The organism is Streptomonospora sediminis (assembly GCF_054778995.1).
On sequence record NZ_BAAGYZ010000114.1, the window covers coordinates 142,601 to 161,184 of the forward strand.

At 73.4% G+C, this 18,584-nt stretch carries 9 protein-coding genes; all 9 read right to left on the bottom strand.

Annotated elements, in window-relative coordinates; genetic code table 11:
* Nucleotides 1-51 precede the first annotated feature (51 nt).
* Nucleotides 52-900, bottom strand: coding sequence for a MerR family transcriptional regulator (locus ACYVD5_RS22705; RefSeq protein WP_461003149.1), 849 nt, complete (start codon nucleotides 898-900; stop codon nucleotides 52-54).
* 91 nt (nucleotides 901-991) lie between these two features.
* Nucleotides 992-2,167 carry an FAD-dependent oxidoreductase gene (locus ACYVD5_RS22710; protein WP_461003150.1) on the bottom strand — a complete coding sequence of 392 codons (1,176 nt, stop codon included), beginning with the start codon at nucleotides 2,165-2,167 and terminating at the stop codon, nucleotides 992-994.
* A gap of 208 nt (nucleotides 2,168-2,375) precedes the next feature.
* Nucleotides 2,376-3,860 (bottom strand): AbgT family transporter, encoded by a 1,485-nt coding sequence (locus ACYVD5_RS22715; RefSeq protein ID WP_461003159.1) that lies wholly within the window; start codon nucleotides 3,858-3,860, stop codon nucleotides 2,376-2,378.
* 215 nt (nucleotides 3,861-4,075) lie between these two features.
* Nucleotides 4,076-5,089, bottom strand: coding sequence for a CE1 family esterase (locus ACYVD5_RS22720; RefSeq protein WP_461003151.1), 1,014 nt, complete (start codon nucleotides 5,087-5,089; stop codon nucleotides 4,076-4,078).
* A 227-nt stretch (nucleotides 5,090-5,316) separates the two neighbouring features.
* Nucleotides 5,317-6,090 (bottom strand): creatininase family protein, encoded by a 774-nt coding sequence (locus ACYVD5_RS22725; protein WP_461003152.1) that lies wholly within the window; start codon nucleotides 6,088-6,090, stop codon nucleotides 5,317-5,319.
* Nucleotides 6,087-6,806: a FadR/GntR family transcriptional regulator gene (locus ACYVD5_RS22730; RefSeq protein WP_461003153.1), complete on the bottom strand. Its 720-nt coding sequence runs from the start codon at nucleotides 6,804-6,806 to the stop codon at nucleotides 6,087-6,089. Before ACYVD5_RS22730 ends, ACYVD5_RS22725 begins: the two co-directional genes overlap by 4 nt.
* Before the next feature lie 144 nt (nucleotides 6,807-6,950).
* Complete coding sequence (locus tag ACYVD5_RS22735; RefSeq protein ID WP_461003154.1) at nucleotides 6,951-9,881, bottom strand: GH92 family glycosyl hydrolase; 2,931 nt, start codon at nucleotides 9,879-9,881, stop codon at nucleotides 6,951-6,953.
* 215 nt (nucleotides 9,882-10,096) lie between these two features.
* Entirely contained in the window at nucleotides 10,097-12,166 is a 2,070-nt protein-coding gene (locus ACYVD5_RS22740; protein WP_461003155.1) for a beta-ketoacyl synthase N-terminal-like domain-containing protein, read from the bottom strand.
* A 38-nt stretch (nucleotides 12,167-12,204) separates the two neighbouring features.
* A partial coding sequence (locus ACYVD5_RS22745) for an SDR family NAD(P)-dependent oxidoreductase (RefSeq protein WP_461003156.1) occupies nucleotides 12,205-18,584 on the bottom strand: 6,380 nt, incomplete at its 5' end.

An 18,584-nucleotide genomic window follows, 5' to 3' on the forward strand; every position in this document is an offset into this window, starting at 1 on the left:
GCCGGTCGGGCCGCTGCGGGTCGCCGGTTCGTGGACGACGGGTCACCCGGCTCACCCGGTCGGGGTCTGCGGGGGGTCGCCGAGGGAGCGGATGGCGGCGGTGGACTCCACTCCGTTGTCGTGCAGGATGAAGCGCATGCAGGAGACATCGATGTAGGCGGCACCGAGCGGGTGCTGTGTCAGGCGCGAGAGCGCGGTGGCGTACTTGTCCATCGAATCGCGGCCGGGGATGAAGATCGAGAGTTCGTCGCGGGCCGCGAAGTCTTGTACCTCGGCCTTCTGCGACAGCGCCGCGGCCGCCGGGCCCTCCGCCGTGACGGGGACCTTCACCAACCAGGGCGCCCCGGTCGGGGACTGGCTCCACGTCCGCTGCTCAGGGGTCTCGTTGGCCCAGGCGCGCCAGGGGGTGCCGGACACGGCGGCTCCGCACGACTCCACGGTCTCGACCACCTCCGCGACGGCGGCGGTGACGGCCGCGCCGGTGGCGGCCCAGTCGAATTGGCCGTTTGCCGCCTCGGGGGCCGGAACGCGCTTCGACACCACGGTCATCGCGGGTGCGCTGCGGACGCGCGGTTGCGGCCAGGAGTCGAAGAACCGGCGCGCCTCGTCGATCGCCTCGTCCTCATCGTCGCGGCGCCGCTGAACCTCCCTGTGGTGCTCCTCCAGCAGGGCGAGCCGGTTGTCCGGTTCTTCGAGGGCGCTGCGGACCGCCTTGACGCTCATCCCCGTACGGCGCAGGACGGTGATCAGCATGGCCTGCTCGACCTGCTCGAAGCGGTAGTAGCGGTAGCCCGTCTGCTCGTCGACGCCGGCCGGCAGCAGGAGCCCTTCGGAGTGGTAGAACCGCAGCGTCTGCGGCGACAACCGGCACATTTCACTGAATTCGCTTATGAACAGCATGCCGCCATGATCAGCCTTGCAGCAACGGCAAGGTCAAGTGCCCGGCACGGCGACGGTGCGTCCCCGCCCGCCGCCGTGCCGGTCACCGGCTCTACTCGGAGGCCTTGGAGACCCCGAGGAACCGGCGCGTGACCGCGGTGGCCACGCTGTTGTTGGACAGCCGGAGGAGCCGTTCGCGCGCCCCCAGCGAGACCCGGTTCGAGGAGATGAACAGGCTCCTGAGCCGGCGGCCGTGCCGGCTCCGCCGTTCGGCAACCGGGCGCAGCAGCTCCTCCCAGCGCCGCAGCGCTGCCGGGACGTTGCCCGGACGCGCGTCGAGGACCTCGCCCAGCAGGGCGGCGCCGCCGAGGGCCAGGGAGGCGCCGTATCCGGCGTAGAGGCTGACGCACCAGGCCGAGTCTCCGAGCAGGACGACCCTGCCGGCACGCCACGTGGGCATCCGGACCTGGCTGATCTGGTCGAAGAACACCGGTCCGGAACCGTCCACCGTGTCCAGAACCTCAGGAACGACCCAACCGAGGTCGCCGAACCGCCTGCGCAGTGTCGCCGAAACCCCGGCCGCCAGGTCGGCCGCCGGCCGGTCGCTGCGGAACATGAAGAAGGCCGCGGCCTGGCTGCCGGGCGGGTTGAGCACGCTCATGCCGCGCCCCACCAGGCTGAGTGACGCACCCGTGCCGGGCGCGACGGCCTCGGGGACCTTGTCGAGCAGGGTGATGGCGACCAGGTCGCCGAAGTCGCGCCGGTACCGCTCTTCGGGGCCGAACATCAGGGACCGGACCCGGGAGTGCAGCCCGTCCGCTCCGACGACGAACGCCACGCGCTCGGCTGTGCCGTCGCTCAACCGCACCGACACACCGTTGGTGTCCTGGTCGATCGCGTCGACCGTTGCGCCGAAGCGGAACTCGACCGCGTCGTCCAGGGACTCGAACAGCAGCCGCTCGATGTCGCCGCGGAACAGGCCGAGTTGGCGGTCCCCCAGCAGTGCGTGCTGGGTCTGCGCATCCATCCGCGACTGCTGCCGACCGAATTGATCGACGTAGACCAGGTCGAACGGCTCCGGCTGCGCGTCCCGCAGCGCCGGAACCAGCCCCATCCGCTCGGCGCCGTCGTAACCCACACCGCTCAGGGTGAGCACGTACCCGCCGCCGCGCAGCCCGGAGGCGCGTTCGACCACCACGACGTCCCACCCGCTGCGCCGCAGCCGCAGCGCTGCCGCCAACCCTGCGATCCCGGCACCGACAACCAACACACGCCCATCAGCCGACATGGGAGCTCCATCCTCGAAGCGGTTTGCATCCGTCACGCCGACCAGGCTTCCCGGCACACCATCGCCGCCGCATCCGGGGCGATACCGACAAACATACATTATTTTCAGAAAATTCTGAAGTATTAGATGGATGGAGTATCGCGGACCGGGGGTTTACCCGCACCTGCCGCGGACCCGGCTGATCGCCGGACCCGCGGCGGCTCGCGGCTTAGCGCACCGGGGCGCCTGGGCCGAGGGGGATGCCGAGGGCCCACCAGGCGAAGAACAGCAGCGTCCAGACGGTGGTCATCCCCACTGCCAGCGGGAGGGTGTAGGAGGCCAGGGTGCCGATTCCCGCACTCTTGCGGTAGCGCTGGAGGAATCCGAGCGCCATCACGAAGTAGGGGCTCATCGGGGTGACCGCCGTGGAGCCGGAGTCGGCGATGCGGAACAGGGCCTGGGCGGTCTCGGCGGGGACATCGACCAGCAGGAGCATCGGCACCAGCACCGGGGCGCAGATCGACCACATCGCCGAGCCGCTGGTCACGATGATGTTGATCAGGGTCAGCAGCACCAGGATGAACAGGAACAGCGCCACGATCGGGATGCCGCTGGTTTCGAGGGCTTCGGCCGTGCGCACCGCGATGACGTCGCCGATGCGGGTCCAGTCGAAGTAGGCGAGGAACTGGGCGATGGCGAAGAACAGCACCAGGACCGGCGCCATCTGCTTGATGCCCTGCACCATCAGCGCGGGTACGTCCGCCGGTTCGGCGATCGTGCCGACCCGTTGGCCGTAGGCGATGCCGACGAGGCCGAACAGCAGCGCCACCACGGCGCCGATACCGGCGAGCAGCGGCGATTCCGCCAGCCCGCCGTCCTCGCCGCGCAGCGGTGAGGCGGCCGGCAGCGTGATCGCGACCAGCGCCGCCAGGGCGACGGCCAGCGCGATCAGCGCGCGGCGCAGGCCCGAGCGCTCGGCGGCGCTCAGCTGCAGCGTGCCCAGGTCCTCCAGGTCGGCGTCGGGATCGGGGTCCAGGTCGGGCCGCTTGGCCAGCACGAACCTGGTGATCAGAGTGATCACCGTGGCCAGGACCAGCGACGACGCGATGTTGAAGTACCAGTTGCTCAGCGGCGACACGTACGCCTGCGGATCGACGATCTGCGCGGCGGCGGTGGTGATGCCCGCGAAGATCGCGTCGTTGGGTGTGGGGATGGGGCTGGCGTCGTAGCCCGAGGCGATGGCCGTGTAGGCCACGACGACGCCCAGGATCGGCGAGCGACCGACCGCGCGGAAGGCCAGGCCGCCGAGCGGGACCAGGATGACGTAGGCGGCGGCCGAGGCCACGTGCGACATCGTCCCGGCGAATGCCACGGCGAACACGACCCAGCCCGTGGGGACCCGGGAGACGCTGGCCCGCATCAGCGCGGCGAGGAACCCGCTGCGTTCGGCGACCGCCACGCCCATGATCACTGCGACGATGGTCGACATCGGCGGGAACCCGGCGAAGTTGTCGATCATGGTCGAGACGGCCATCGCGAGCCCGTCGCCGCTGAGGAGGTTGCGCACCGCGACGGTTTCGCCGTCGCCGGGCGATACGACGGTGACGCCGAGCGCGGCCATGACGGCGCTTGCGGCGCCCAGGATCGCGGCGAGGATCCAGAAGAGCCAGAACGGGTGGGGAAGGGCGTTGCCGACCCGCTCGATGACCGCCATCGCGCGGATGATGCGCGGCAGGGGGACCTCGTCTGCGGTGGCTTGGCCGCCGCCCGGGTCTGCGGACTGCTCGGGGGACACGGGACGACCTCCTTGGTCGGGCTCGGTCGGGCTCGGTCGGGCTTGGTGGGGGCGCGGGGTTCAGGGTGCTGAAGGCGGGGATGCGGCGTGGTCAGGGCCGATCGGCCGGTCGGAGCCGGTCTCGGCGGTCGGGATCAGGCCGGGGGCAGCCGGTAGCGGCTCACGAAGTCCCACAGCACCTCGTGGGCCTCGATGGTCCGGGTGGTGCGGCCGCCGCCGCTGTAGGAGTCGGCGCCGGGCCAGGTGTGGCCGCCGCCGTCCACGGCGACGTGCCGCACCTGCGCGTGCCCCTTGCAGCCGCTCCAGCGGTAGGTGGTGATGTCGGGTTCGGTGCGGGTGGCCCGCTCGGTGGGGCGGCAGCCGTTGCGCTCGGCCCAGTCGGCGCTCCAGTCGGCCACCGCGGGCAGACCGCGCTCGGTGCTTCCCGTGTAGGGGATGGTGGCGTCGTCGGTGCCGTGGAACTCGATGACCGGGACGGCACGCTGGGGGGCGCAGCCGAGGTCGTTGGGGTAGAAGGCGCCGGCGACGGGGGCGACCGCGGCGATCCGGTCGGCGGCGGTGCAGGCGAGGATGCCGGTGAACCCGCCGCCGTTGGACTTGCCGGTGGCGTAGACGCGCCGCTTGTCGACGCACAGGCCGGCTTCGAGCCGGTCGAGCACGTCGCGGGTGAAGGCGACGTCGTCCACGCCGGGCGCGGAGTAGGGGGCGCCCTGCCAGGCCTGGCGCCGGCCGTCGCCGCCGCCCACCACGCCTTCGGGGTAGGCGACGATGGCGGGCAGTTCGGACAGGCCGGAGAACTCCTCGGTGCCCGCGCCGGTGTTGCCGCGGCCGTGGTAGGCCAGGACCACGGGCAGCGGGCGGTCGGCGGTGTAGTCCTCGGGCAGGTGCAGCCGGTAGGAGCGGTCCAGCCCGCCGCTTGCGATGGCGTGTTGGCGGCTCTGCCCGGGCTGCTGGGGCGGGGCGGTGCCGCAGCCCGCAGAGAACCGGGGGTTGGCGGACGGCGGGTTGGCCGCGGGGGTGGCCGGGGTGTCCGCGGCAGCGGGGGCCGCGGCGGTCGGCGCGAGCAGCAGGGCGCCGGCGAGTGCGAGTGCCGTCCGGGTGAGCCGGGTGCGTGTGCGGCCCCGGCGGGGGTTGCGGGGATTACTCACTGTGTTCTCCTTGCAGCGTGTCCAGGGGGCGGCGCGGGCAATGGGGCCCGCGCCGGGCATGGCTGATGGACCCTCGGCGGGTGCGTGAGGGGCGGAAACGGTCAGGAGTGTGCGGGTCGGTGCGGATGGGTCCCCGGGCCCGCGCGGTGGCGGGCCCGGTGGGGCGCGGCGGGCCGGGGCGGATCGTGCGCCGCCCGGCGGCCGGCGGGAGAGGGGCGGGTGGCCGGTCAGGCCGCCAGCCACTCCTCGACGTAGTCGGTGATGCGGTTGACGATCGCGGTGACGATGGCGGCGCCGTCCTCGGGGGTGGCCCTGCGCGGGTCGCCGAGGACGCCGTTGGCGCTGAGCCGGTCGTAGCTCACCTGCGCCACGGGCTGCCCGGGGCGCCGGGCAAGGCGGGCGAGGCCGCTGAGTTCGGCGAGTTCGGTGGTGCCGGGGGCGAGCCGGTTCCCGTGCACCTGTTCGGGGGCGAGGTGGAGCATCTGGGCGGTCTCCGCCTCGCCGCTGTGCCCGTGGACTTCGCTGGTGTGCATGCCGGCCACGACGCCGACGGCGAGCGAGGTCAGCGGCGTCCAGGCGAACTCCAGGTCGGGCCGGTCGGCCAGCAGGTCCTGGGCGACGGTGGACAGCGCCGCGTTGTTGCCGCCGTGGCCGGTGATGACGAGGATTCTGCGCCAGCCGTGGCGGTGGAAACCGTCCACGTACTCGTGGACCAGGGTGCGGAAGGTGGCGGTGCTGAGGCTGACGGTCCCGGCGAAGGCGAGGTGGTGGGGTGAGACACCGACCGGCAGGCACGGCCCGATCACGGCGCGGCCCTGGAGGCGTTCGGCCACCCGCTCCGCGACGCCCTCGGCCCGGACCAGGTCGGTGGCCAGCGGCATGCCGGGACCGTGCTGTTCAAAGGCGCCGGCCGGGATGATGGCGACGGTGCCCGCGGCGGCGGCCTGCCCCGCCTCTGCCGTGGTCATCTCGGCGAGCCGGTGGGTGCGCGGCGCGGTCACTGCTGCTCCTCTGCTGCCGGCCCTGCAGCGGATGCCGCCGCGACGGCGTCGCGGATGGCGGTCAGGTGCTCGCGGGTGAGGCGCTCGGCTGCTTCGGCGTCGCCGTCGCGCACCGCAGCGTAGATCTCCAGGTGTTCGGAGTGGTCGCGTTCCCGGTCGTCGTAGCGGTAGCGGATCTCGACCTGTTCGCGGGCGCGGACGTCCAGCAGGGCTTCCACGGCTTCGCGCAGCAGCCCGTTGCCGCTGGCGGCGGCCAGGGCGACGTGGAAGTGGACCATGGCGCCGGAGTCGAACCGCGGCGGGTGCAGCGCGTTCTGTGTGGAGCGCTCCAGTTGCGCGAGCTGTTCGGTGTCGCGGGTGCGGGCCGCGGTGGCGGCGATGGCCGGTTCCATCACCAGCCGCGCCTCGGCCAGTTCGAGGACGGTGTCGCGGCCGCCCCGGGGCAGGTGCGGGTTGACCAGCAGTGTGCGGGCGAACCCTTGGCCGACGTAGGTACCCGAGCCGTGCCGGAACTCCACGATCCCGGTGGCCTCCAGGCGGCGCAGCGCCTCGCGGACGGTGGGCGTGGTCACCTCGAACCGCCGGGCGAGTTCGCGGGCGGAGGCCAGTTGGTCTCCGGGGGCCAGCTGACGCTGTCCGATGATCTCGACGATGTCGTCGGCGAGCCGTTCGGACAGCGACGGCACGGTTGGGTTGGCTGGGTTCGTCCGGTTCATATAGTGACTAAATCAGTTAGTCGCCTTGTGCGTCAAGACACAGCCGACCGCCCTTGCCTGCGCTCGGCAGCGGCGGTCGGCAGCGGTCGGCGCTGGCGGCCCGGCATCCGTTCCGGAGTGCTCCGGGACGCTTCGGGCCCGCCCCTACTCCGCTAGCGCCACGTCGAAGATGTGCATTGTGCCCCGGTCGCTGCCCCTGGGCAGGACAACCTCCTCGACGGTCTTGTCCGGGTCGAGCACCACGGGTCGCGTCGCGAACACGCTGAAGGTGCCGTCCCCGGTCGAACCGTCGGCGTTGTTGCGTCCGCCCACGGTGATCAGCGCGGTGTTGCCGCCCGCCGCCGGCGCCGCCCAGTCGGTGAACTCGACGGCGACCTGCCGGCTCGACCCGTCGGTGTAGCGCACCGTCGCCGTGCCCGCAGCCGGCCCGTTGGTCGCCAGCCCGAGGAAGGAGATCTTGCCCGCCCCGCTGCGGTCGACGCCGATCCGCTGCCCGTGCGGGATCCAGTTGTCCGGCTGCCCGGGTTCGGTGTCGGGCCAGGTGAACTCGATCCCCGTACCGTCGAACGGGATCTCGGCGCCCGGCTCGGCCCCGGCGCCGGCGAGGGCGGCCCGCGAAAGCGACCAGTCGCTGAAGTCCAGCGACCCCAGGCCGCCCCGCCCCTCGGGGGTGGTGCCGATGTTGTTGCGGGCGTCGGCCCCATCGGTGTAGGAGGGCGGCACGTCGCCGGCCCCGGTCCCCCAGTCGCCGGGAGCCGCCGCCGTCTCGAAGTCGATGGTGCCGCCGGAGCGGACGAACCGGGCGTCGATCCAGGACTCCGACCGCGGTTTCCCGTTGACGCGCAGCCCGGTGGTGTAGCGCTTCCCGTCGGCGACGCCCGGGGCGTTGATGCGGATATCCCGGTCGCCGCCGCCGACCGGGTCGATGTGGATCCGCTCGAACATGGGTGCGCTGACAACGAGGTCGCCGGTGCCGTAGATCGCCGGGTACACGCCGAGGTTGGCGAACACGTACCACGCGCTCAGCGAGCCCTGGTCGTCGTTGCCGGGCAGTCCCGACGGCGAGGTGTCGTACATCCCGGTGACGGCGCGGTACAGCACGTCGGTCGTCTTCTCGGGCGTTTGCAGCCAGTTGTACACCCACGGCGTGTTGAACGCCGGCTGGTTGGAGAGGTAGTTGCCGGTCTGGGTGTAGGCGCCGGCGTCGAGGTCCTCCATGAGTACGTCGAGCGCCGCCGCCGACTCCGCGGTACCGCCGCGCTTGTCGATCAGGGTCGAGAGGTTGTGCGGCACGAACCAGCCGTACTGGTACCCGGTCGACTGGTTGAACTGGCCGCGGCCCGCGCCGTCGTCGCGCACCCGCAGGTCGAAGCCGCGGTCGAAGCCGGTTCGCTCCCGCGGGCGGATGTGCCGGGTCTGCGGGTCGAAGACGTTCATCCAGTTCTGCGCGCGCGCCATGAAGAGGTCGTGCGCGTCGGCGTTGCCGAGGCGCTGCGCCAGTTGCGCGATCGCGAAGTCGTCGACGGAGTACTCCAGGACCCGCGAGGTCGCGAAGTCGCCGTTGCGGTTCTCGATCATCCCGGTGGCGAAGTACTGGTAGCCGTTGGAGCGGGTCGTGGACGACGCCGGCAGCACCTGGGTGGACAGCATCGATTCCAGCGCCGCGTTGCGGTCGTAGTCGGTGGCGCCCATGTCGTCGAGGGTCGCCAGGATCACCTGCAGGTTGTCGCCCTGCATCCGGGCGGCGCCCGGCGCCCAGCCGCCGGTCTGCTCGACCAGTGCCACGATCGACCGGTTGATGTCGGCGGCGACCCCGGGGAACGTGAGGGCGATGAGTTGAGCTTGGCTGCGGTACATGTCCCAGCCGGAGCCGGCGAAGTTCTTGTAGAAGTGCCGGCCCTTCCCGACGGTGTGCACCTCGCCGTCGTAGCCGAGGTACTCGCCGTTGGCGTCGTCGCGGACGTTGGGGTGCAGCAGCGCGTGGTAGAGGGCGGTGTAGAACTTCGTGCGTTCCTCATGGGTGCCGCCGCGCACACCGATCGTGCCGAGCGCGTCCTTCCAGAGGTGGCGGGCCCGGGCGCGCACCTTGCCGAATCCGGCCTTGCCGACTTCGGTGTCGCGGTTCTCGGCGGCGTTTGCCACGCTGACGAAGCTCAGGCCGGTCTTGGCGGTCACCTTGGCCCCGTCGGCGAAGGTGACCCAGGCGCCGGTGTCGTGGCGGTAGTCGGCGCCGGTGTCGTCGGTGCTCTTGCGGGCGCGGGTCTCGCCGGCGGTCATCGCGCCGTCCTTCCACACGCCGTAGGACTCGAAGTCCCGGTCGTAGGTGGTCGAGAAGTACGCCCGGTAGTGGTTGCCGTTGTCGCAGATGTCGGCGCCGTGCATCCAGCCGCTCACCGTGCGGGTCCCGGGGTCGATCTCGACCTCGCTGCCGAAGGTCCGGTTGTTGGGGCCCGACACGTCGAGGATCAGCGTGGAGTCGCCGCTGCGCGGGAAGTCGAACCTGCTCACGGCCGTGCGCCGGTCCGCGGTAAGGCCGACGTCGACCCCGTTGTCCAACCCGACAGAGTAGTAGCCGGGTTCGGCCGTCTCGTTGCCGTGGTCGAAGCCCAGGTAGTAGTCGGAGATGGCGGTCGAAGGGTTGGCCGGCAGTACCCCGTCGTCCAGTTCGCCCGCGTAGGGGATGGTCGGGAACTCGTAGCCGCCGTAGCGTCCGGTGCAGCCCGAGCCCGAGTAACGGGTCATGCCGAACCCGCGGATCAGCTCGGCGGTGTACTCGTAGCCGCCCTTTTCGCCGACGAGCGGGTTGCCCGGCTTGTAGGTGGTCGGGCTCGGCTGCACCATCCCGAACGGCACGGCCGCACCGGGATAGGTGTTGCCGTAGGCGTCGTTGCTCTTGTTCTGCGACGTGTCCATCTCGGTGCCGATGAACTGGTCGACGGCGTCGAAGGGGGAAAGGCGGGCGCCCCCGGCCCCGGGGGCGGCGACGGCCGCCGCCGGCAGTGCGAGGGTGAGCGCCAGGGCGCCGGCCAGCAGCGCGGTCGGCCGCAGCACCGGTGCCAATCCCCAGGACGGCATGAGCATCCCCTTTTCAACCTGTTCTATCCGAGGGCCGGAACCGTGTCAGTTTCGGCCCTGCAGAAGATCCGCCTTCGACGTCCGGCGGTCGCTGCGGCCAACTCCGGGTAGCGCGGTGCGTCACCCGCGTGTGGTAGGGCAACCCCGCCGCCCGCCGCCCGCCGCCCGCGGCGGCACCGGGCCGGCGCCGCCGCTGCGCTGTACCGCCGGCGGGATCACTCCAGCCAATACCGCCGGCGTTGGAACGCGTAGGTGGGCAGCTCCGCGTGGCGGGCATCGGTACCTGCGCACAATTCCCGCCAGTCCACCGGCACCCCCTGCACATGGGCCGCGGCAAGGGCGGCGACCGCGGCGCGGACCGGGTCCTGGCGCCCCAGGACGGTGTCCGCGTCGATCACAACGGGCGCGTCGTCGGCGACGGGCCACCGGCCGCCGTCCGCGGCGAGGGCGTGCACCTTGTCGGCGGGCGGCGCGCTCAGCACCCCGCACGCGGCCAGCAGCCCGAACAGCCCGGCCTCGGCCGCGACCTCCGCAGGCGCGGCGTCGAACGCCGCGGCATAGGCCGGAAACGCCCGATACAGCTCCCGGCCGGCTGCGCCGTCGCGTTGCGCACCGGAGAAGACGAAGGCGGCGCGGGCCGGTTTGGCGGCCGTACCGCGCAGCACAGCGGGATCCTCGCGGTCCTCGGCCAGCGCGGCCAGGCCGGCCAGGAGGCCCGCCCGGTCGGCGGCCACCACCGCCGCCCGGTGCGCCAGCGCCGCGCGGCCCGTCGCCAGCGTGAACGCCACGTCGCCCACAGGCACGTCCGGAGCGGCCTCGGCGGCGGCCAGCAGCCGCTGCGCCTGGGCCCGCAGCGCCTGGGGGCCGTGCGCCGAAACGAGCCACGGCAACACCCCCGCGCCGGCATCGGCGCCGGTCCCACTGCGCGGCTCGGGCTCGGGAGGCTGCTCCAGCAGCACGTGGGCGGCGGTGCCGTTGGCCCCGAACGCCGACACCCCCGCGCGGCGCGGCTGTTGGCGGCGCGGCCACTCGACCGGCTCGGTCAGCAGCGCGACCGCTCCCTCGTCCCAGTCGACGCCGGGCATCGGCTCGTCGGCGTGCAGGGTGCGCGGCAGCCGGCCGTGCCGCATCGCCTCCAGCATCTTGATCACCCCGCCGCCGCCTCCCGCCGCCTGGGTGTGGCCCACGTTGGACTTCATCGACCCGAAACGCAGCGGCCGGTCCGCAGGACGGTCGCGGCCGTAGACGGCCAGCACCGACTGGGCCTCGATCTGGTCGCCGAGCGCGGTACCGGTGCCGTGCCCCTCGACCGCGTCCACATCGGCCGGGTCGAGCCCGGCGTCGGCCAGGGCCCGCTGTATCAGCCGCTCCTGCGAGGGCCCGTTGGGGGCAGAGAACCCGTTGCCCGCGCCGGCCTGGTTGACGGCGCTGCCGCGGACGACACCGAGGATGGGGCGGCCGTTGCGTTCGGCGTCCGACAGCCGCTCGACCAGCAGCATGGAGGCGCCTTCGGACAGCCCCATGCCGTCGGCCGCTGCGGAGAACGATTTGCAGCGGCCGTCGGGGGCCATCTCGCCCTGCTGGCGCGTGGTCTCCTCCAGCAGTTCGGGGGTGGACATCACCGCCACGCCGCCGGCCAGCGCCAGCGTGCAGTCGTCGCGCCGCAGCGCCTGGCAGGCCAGGTGCAGGGCCACCAGCGAGGAGGCGCACGCCGCGTCGAGCGACATGGCGGGGCCTTCCAACCCGAAGTGGTAGGCGATCCGCCCCACCGCGATGCTGCCCGCGCTACCGAAGTAGGTGTAGCCCAGGAGCTCTTCGGGCGGCCGGCGGAAACGGTAGCTGTAGTCGTGGAAGATGTGGCCGGCGAACACGCCGGTCCGGCTGCCCCGCACCGCGGCCGGGTCGATACCGGCCCGTTCGAACGCCTCCCAGCTGGTCTCCAGCAGCAGCCGGTGCTGCGGGTCGGCGGCCACGGCATCCTGCGGCGACATGCCGAACGGTTCCGGGTCGAAGTCGGCCGCGTCGTGCAGGAAGCCGCCGCCGCTGCTGCCGAACCCCTCGGTGGCGGTCCAGCCGCGGTCGGCGGGGAACCCGGTGACGGCGTCGGTGCCGGTGTCGACGATCCGCCACAGGTCCTCGGGCGAGGCGGCCCCGCCCGGGAAGCGGCACGCCGCCCCCACGATCGCGATGGGTTCGGTGAGCCGGTCGTTGGCCCGGCGCAGCCGCTCGTTCTCCTTCATCGACGCCCGCAGCGCCGTCTCCAGCTTTTCGGTGGATACCGCCATTGCAGTTCCCCTCTCCCCTCCTGCTTCAGCTCCTGCGGCTACGAGCCGTCGTTCTCCAGCGCCAGGTCCACGAGTGCTTCCAGGTCCATGGAGTCGACCTCCGATTCCTGTTCGTTTTCGCCCCCGGCGTCCGCACCGGACGGCCCGGTGTCGTCGCCGAACAGCTGCGACGCCAGGTGGTCGGCCACGGCCAGCGGGCTCGGGAAGTCGAACGCGAGGGTCGCGCGCAGCTTCAAGCCGGTGGCCGCGTTCAGCCGGTTGCGCAGTTCCACGGAGGTCAGCGAGTCGAACCCCAGTTCCTTGAACGCCTGGTCCGGCGACACCTCCTGCGCCGACTCATAGCCCAGTGCCGCGGCGGCGGTGCCGCCGACCAGCTCCAGCAGGGCGGCCCGGCGGCCGTCGCGGTCCAGGTCCGCCAGCCGGTCCCGCAGCGTCGACTCCTCGCCGCCGGCGCCGCTGTCGGCCTCCCGGCGCTTGGGTGCGCGGATCAACTCCCGCAGGATCGCGGGCAGCAGCCCGGCCCGCGCGAGGCCGTGCAGGGCGGGCACGTCCAAGTGCAGCGGCAGCAGCGCGGCCGGGCCGGCGCGCATCCCGGCGTCGAGCAGCGCGACCCCTTCGGCCGGGTGGATGGGCCGCATCCCGTTGCGCCCCATCCGCTGCTCCAGCTCGGCCTGGTCCAACTCGCCGATCATGCCGCTGCGCTGGGCCCAGAAGCCCCAGCCGAGCGACACCGCCGGCAGCCCGCGGGCCGCCCGGTGCTGGGCCAGTGCGTCCATGAACGTGTTGGCGGCGGCGTAGTTGGCCTGGCCGGGGCTGCCGAACGTGGCCGCGGACGACGAGAACAGCACGAACGCGTCGACGTCGCCGCACAGTTCGTGCAGGTTGAGTGCGCCGTCGACCTTGGGCCGCAGCACCCGCTCCAGCCGCTGGGGGGTGAGCGACGCCAGCACGCCGTCGTCGAGCACACCGGCCGTGTGGAACACCGCGGTGACGGGGTGGGCGGCGAGGACCTCGGCCAGCGCGGCCCGGTCGGCGACGTCGCAGGCGGCGGTGGCGACCGCGGCGCCCTGCTCGGCCAACTCCGCTTCCAGATCGGCGGTGCCCGTGCCGGAGCGGCTGACCAGCAGCAGCCGCCGGATGCCGTGCTCGGCCACGAGGTGGCGGGCGACCAGCCCACCGAGGGTGCCGTTGGCGCCGGTGACCAGCGCGGTGCCGCCGGGGTCCATGCGCCCGGTCGCGGCCGGCGCCCGGTCCGGCGCGCCCGGTCCGGGGCGCTGTGCCACGCGCAGCCGCTGCCCCAGCGCGGTGCCGCCGCGCAGGACGAGTTGGGCTTCGCCGCCGGCAACCGCCGCGGGCAGCGTTCCGTAGGAAGCGTCGTCGAGGTCCACCAGCAGGAACCGGTCCGGGTTCTCCGACTGCGCCGACCGGATCAGGCCCCACACCGCGGCGTGCGCCAGGTCGGCGACGTCCTCGTCGCCGGTGGCGGCGACCGCGCCGCGGGTCGCGAACGCGAGGCGCGCGGTGGTGAAGCGGTCGTCGGCGAGCCACTGCCGCGCCAGCTCCAGCGCCTGCTGCGCGGCGCGGTGCACCGCCGCGGCGTCCGCGGCGGGCGCGGGCTCGCAGCAGACGAACACCACGTCAGGGGGTGCGGTGGCGGTTTCCGCGGCCGCACCCAGCGCAGCAAGGGTGTCGTGGTGTTCGACGGTGCCGCCGACCGCACCGAGCGCCGCGGCCAGCCCCAACGGGTCGGCGCCGAGCACCGCCCACCGGCCGGAGGGTGCCGCGGCGGCTCCGGGCAGCGGTACCCAGTCGGGGCGGAACAGTGCGCCGTCGGTTGCCTCGGAGTGCGCGCCGGACGGCGGCGGTGCCAGGGTGAGGGAGTCGATGGCGGCCACCGGCGCACCGGTGTGGTCGGCCATCTCAACCGAGACGGTGTCCGCGCCGATCCTGCTCACCCGCACCCGCAGCGCTTTCGCCCCGGTGGCGTGCAGCGACACCCCGCTGTAGGAGGCGGGCCGCTCGCCGGGTTCCAGGGCCGCGGCCAGCGCCCGTTCCACCAGGGCGGGGTGCAGGCCGAACCGGGCGGCGTCGCCGAGTTCGGACTCTTCCAGGGCGGCCTCGGCGAACACGTCGTCGCCGCGCCGCCACACCTCCTGCTCAGGCGCCGCACCGGACGGCGGCCATGCGGCGAGGTCGAACGAGGCCGGTGCCGATCCGGGCGCGAGCACCCCGGTGGCGTGGCGGCTCCACGGCATGGTGGCCAGTGCGTCTTCGGCGCGGGAGTGCACCTCGACGGCCCGCCGGCCCGAGGCGTCCGGTGCGGCGACCGAGACCTGCAGCGCCCTGCCGCCGGACTCGGGCACCACCAGGGGGTCGCAGTCCTCAGCGGAGAGGGTTTCCAGGCGTTCGCAGCCCACCTCGTCGCCGGCGCGCACCGCCAGTTCGGCGAGCGCCGCACCGGGCAGTGCGTCGGCGTCCTCGGGGAGCCAGCCCAGGCCCGCCCGCGTCAGCCTGCCGGTGAGCAGGTAGGCGTCGCCGGGCAGCGGCAGCCCGGCGGGCAGCAGCGGGTGGTCGAGCGGGCGCTGGCCGGCCGCGCCGGCGTCGGCCGGCGCCGCGGTGGCGTCGTTCAGCCAGTACCGCTGCCGCTGGAACGCGTAGGTGGGCACCTCGGCCGGGCGGGCGGCGGATCCGGTGAACGCCGCGTCCCACTGCACGCCGACGCCGCGCACGTGCGCCTCGGCCAGCGAGGCCAGGAACCGGTCGGTTCCGCCGTCGCCCCTGCGCAGGGAGCCGGTGACCGCGGCGGCGGCACCGCGGTCGTCGATGGTCTCCTGCACCGCGAAGCCGACGACCGGGTGCGGGCCGACCTCGATGAACACCGTGTGCCCGGTCTCGAGCAGCGAACGGGTGGCCTGTTCGAACAGGACGGGTTCGCGGGTGTTGGCGAACCAGTACTCGGCGTCCATGCCGACCGGGTCGGCGGGGTCCAGCAGCCCGCCGGTGACCGTGGAGTGGAACGGGACCTCGGCGGGGCGCGGGGTGACCGGTTCGAGGATCTCCATGAGCTCGTCGCGGATGCCGTCGACCTGGGCGCAGTGGGTGGCGACCGAGGCCGCCACCTGCCGTACGCGCACGCCGTCGGCCTCCAGCTCCGCCTGCAGCTCGGACAGCGCGCCGGGCTCGCCGGCGATCGTGACGAGGCGGGCGGCGTTGACACCGCCGACTTCGAGGCGGCCGTCCCAGCGGGCGATCCGCTCGCGGGCCTCCTCGGCGGACAGCCCGGCCGAGACGAGTGCGCCGCGGCCCACCAGCCGCTCGGCCAGCAGCTTGCTGCGCAGGCCGACGATGCGCGCGGCATCCTCCAGTGACAGGGCGCCTGCGACGTAGGCGGCGGCGATCTCGCCTTGGCTGGTTCCGGTCACCGCGGCGGGTTCGACACCGTAGGAGCGCCACAGCCGCGCCAGCGACACCATCATGGTGAACAGTGCGGGCTGCACCACGTCGATGCGGTCCAGCGGGGCGGCGTCCTCGGCGCCGCGGAGCACATCCAGCAGCGACCAGCCGAGCATGGGGCCGAACACCTCGGCGCAGGCCCGCGCCTGTTGGCTGAAGACCGGCGAGGTCTCCAGCAGTTCCCGGCCCATTGCCACCCACTGCGACCCCTGCCCGGGGAAGACGAACACGGCCTTGGCGTCTGCGGCGGCGGTTCCCGCCACGACGCGCTCGGCGGGCTCCCCTGCGGCCAGCGCGTCCAGGCCGGCGGTGAGTTCCTTGCGGTCGTGCCCGACCACCACGGCGCGGTGCTCGAACAGCGAACGGGCGGTGGCCAGCGTGTAGCCGATGTCGGCTGCGGATGCGTCCGCGCCGGCTTCGGCGGCACCGGCGCCGGCGAAGGCGCGGAGCCGTTCGGCCTGGCGGCGCAGCGCGGCCTCGCTCCTGGCCGACAGCAGCCACGGCACGGCCGCGGGCCCGGCGGTTTCCGGGGACTCGGCGCCTGCGGCGGGTTCCGGACCGCTGCCGGACCCGCCGGCAGCGGTCGCCTCCGGTTCCTGCTCCAGGATGACGTGGGCGTTGGTGCCGCTGATCCCGAAGGACGACACGCCGGCCCGGCGCGGCCGGCCGGTTTCGGGCCAGGGCACCGATTCACTCAGCAGCTCGACCGTTCCGGCGGACCAGTCGACGTGGCCGGTGGGTTCGGCCGAGTGCAGCGACTGCGGCAGCACCCCGTTGCGGATGGCGAGCACCATCTTGATCACCCCGGCGACACCTGCGGCGGCCTGGGTGTGCCCGATGTTGGACTTCAGCGAGCCCAGCCGCAGCGGGTGCTCCGTCCGGTTCCGGCCGTAGGTGGCGAGCAGGGCGCCGGCCTCGATCGGGTCGCCCAGCGCGGTACCGGTGCCGTGCGCCTCCACGATGTCCACGTCGCCGGTTGCCAGACCTGCGTCGGCCAGGGCGTTGCGGATGACCCGTTGCTGGGAGGGTCCGTTGGGGGCGGTCAGCCCGTTGCTGGCGCCGTCGGAGTTGACCGCGGTACCGGACAGCACGGCGAGCACCGGGTGGCCGTTGCGGCGGGCGTCGGAGAGGCGCTCCAGCACCACCATGCCGACACCTTCGGACAGCCCGGTGCCGTCGGCGCCCGCGGAGAACGACTTGGAGCGGCCGTCGGCGGCGAGCGCGCGCTGCCGGCTGAACTCGACGAACATGATCGGGCTCGCCATCACGGTCACCCCTCCGGCGATGGCCAGCGCGGTCTCGCCGCTGCGCAGCGCCCGCACCGCCGAATGCATCGCCACCAGCGACGAGGAGCAGGCGGTGTCGACGGTGAGCGAGGGGCCTTCGAACCCGAAGGTGTAGGACACCCGCCCGGACATGACCGCGGCGGAGTTTCCGGTCCCGGCGTAGCCCGCGAGGGCCTCGTCGGTGCTGCGCATGACGCGCTCGCCGTAGTCCTGGATGCTGGTGCCGACATAGACCCCGGTGTCGCTGCCGCGCAGTGTGGCGGGGTCGATGCCGGCGCGTTCCAGGGCCTCCCAGGAGGTCTCCAGCAGCAGCCGCTGCTGCGGGTCCATGGCCAGCGCCTCGCGCGGGTTGATGCCGAAGAACGCCGGGTCGAACTCGGCGACATCGTCGAGGAAGCCGCCGTCGTGCACGTAGGACTTGCCCACCGTGCCGGGTTCGGGGTCGTAGAGGTCGTCGACGTCCCAACCGCGGTCGGTGGGGAACCCGGCGATCGCGTCGGTGCCGTCGGCGACGAGCCGCCACAGGTCCTCGGGGGTGCGGACCCCGCCGGGAAGCCGGCAGCTCATCGCCACGATCGCGATCGGTTCGTCGGTGCCGTCCCGGGGGCCGGCAACGGCCTCGTCGGCGGCGCCGAGCAGTTCGGCGTGCAGGTGCTCGGCGAGCGCGGTCGGGGTGGGGTAGTCGAAAACCGCGGTCGCCGGGAGCCGAAACGCGGTTTCGTCCTCCAGCCGGTCCCGCAATTCGATCGCGGTGAGCGAGTCGAAGCCGAGGTCGCTGAAGGGGCGGTTCGCCGGGACATCGGCGATGGTGCCGTGGCCGAGCACGAACGCCGCCGCCTGGCGCACGATCTCCAGCAGTTCGGCGTGCTGCTCGGTTTCGGGCAGGGCCGAAAGGCGCCGCCGCAGTTCGGAGTCGGCGGCGTCCGGGGAACCGGCCGTGTCGGTGCCGGCGGAGTCCCCCGCGGACGCCGGGCCGCCCGGTGCGGCGGCGGGGATGCCCTCCAGCAGCGGGCTCGGCCGGGACATGGTGAACGCGGGCACGAACCGCGCCCAGTCCACGTCGGCCACAACGGCTGCGGTGTCGTCGCGCTCGACGGCCCGCTGCATCGCATCGAGGGCCGGGCCCACCGGCAGGTGGCCGATCCCGTGCGTGCGTTTGCCGTCCCGTCCGCCTTCGCCGTCGACGGCCAGCAGTCCCCAGGCGATCGAGGTCGCCTTGGCGCCGCGCGCCCGGCGCCGTTCGGCCAGCGCGTCGACTTCGGCGCTGGCGGCGGCGTAGGCGGCGTGGTCGCCGCTGCCCCACACGCCGGCGACCGAGGAGAACAGCACGAACGCGTCCAGGTCCGCGTCGGCGAACAGGGTGTCGAGGTGTTCGGCGATCCGGGACTTGGCGGCGGCGACCGCCCGCAGCGTCTCGGGCGTGGTCTCGGCCAGGGGGCCGAGCCTGCGCTGGGCGTCGGCGTGCACGACGGCCCGGACCGGCGGGCCGTCGTGGGAGCCGATCGCCGCGGCAAGGGCGTCGCGGTCGGTGGCGTCGCAGGCGGCGATGGTGACCTCGGCGCCGAGGTCGCGCAGGTCGGATTCGAGTGCGGCGCGGTCCTCGACGGACGGCTGGTCGCGGCTGATGAGCAGGAGGTGGCCGGCGCCCTCGCGCGCCGCCCACCGCGCCACATGCGCAC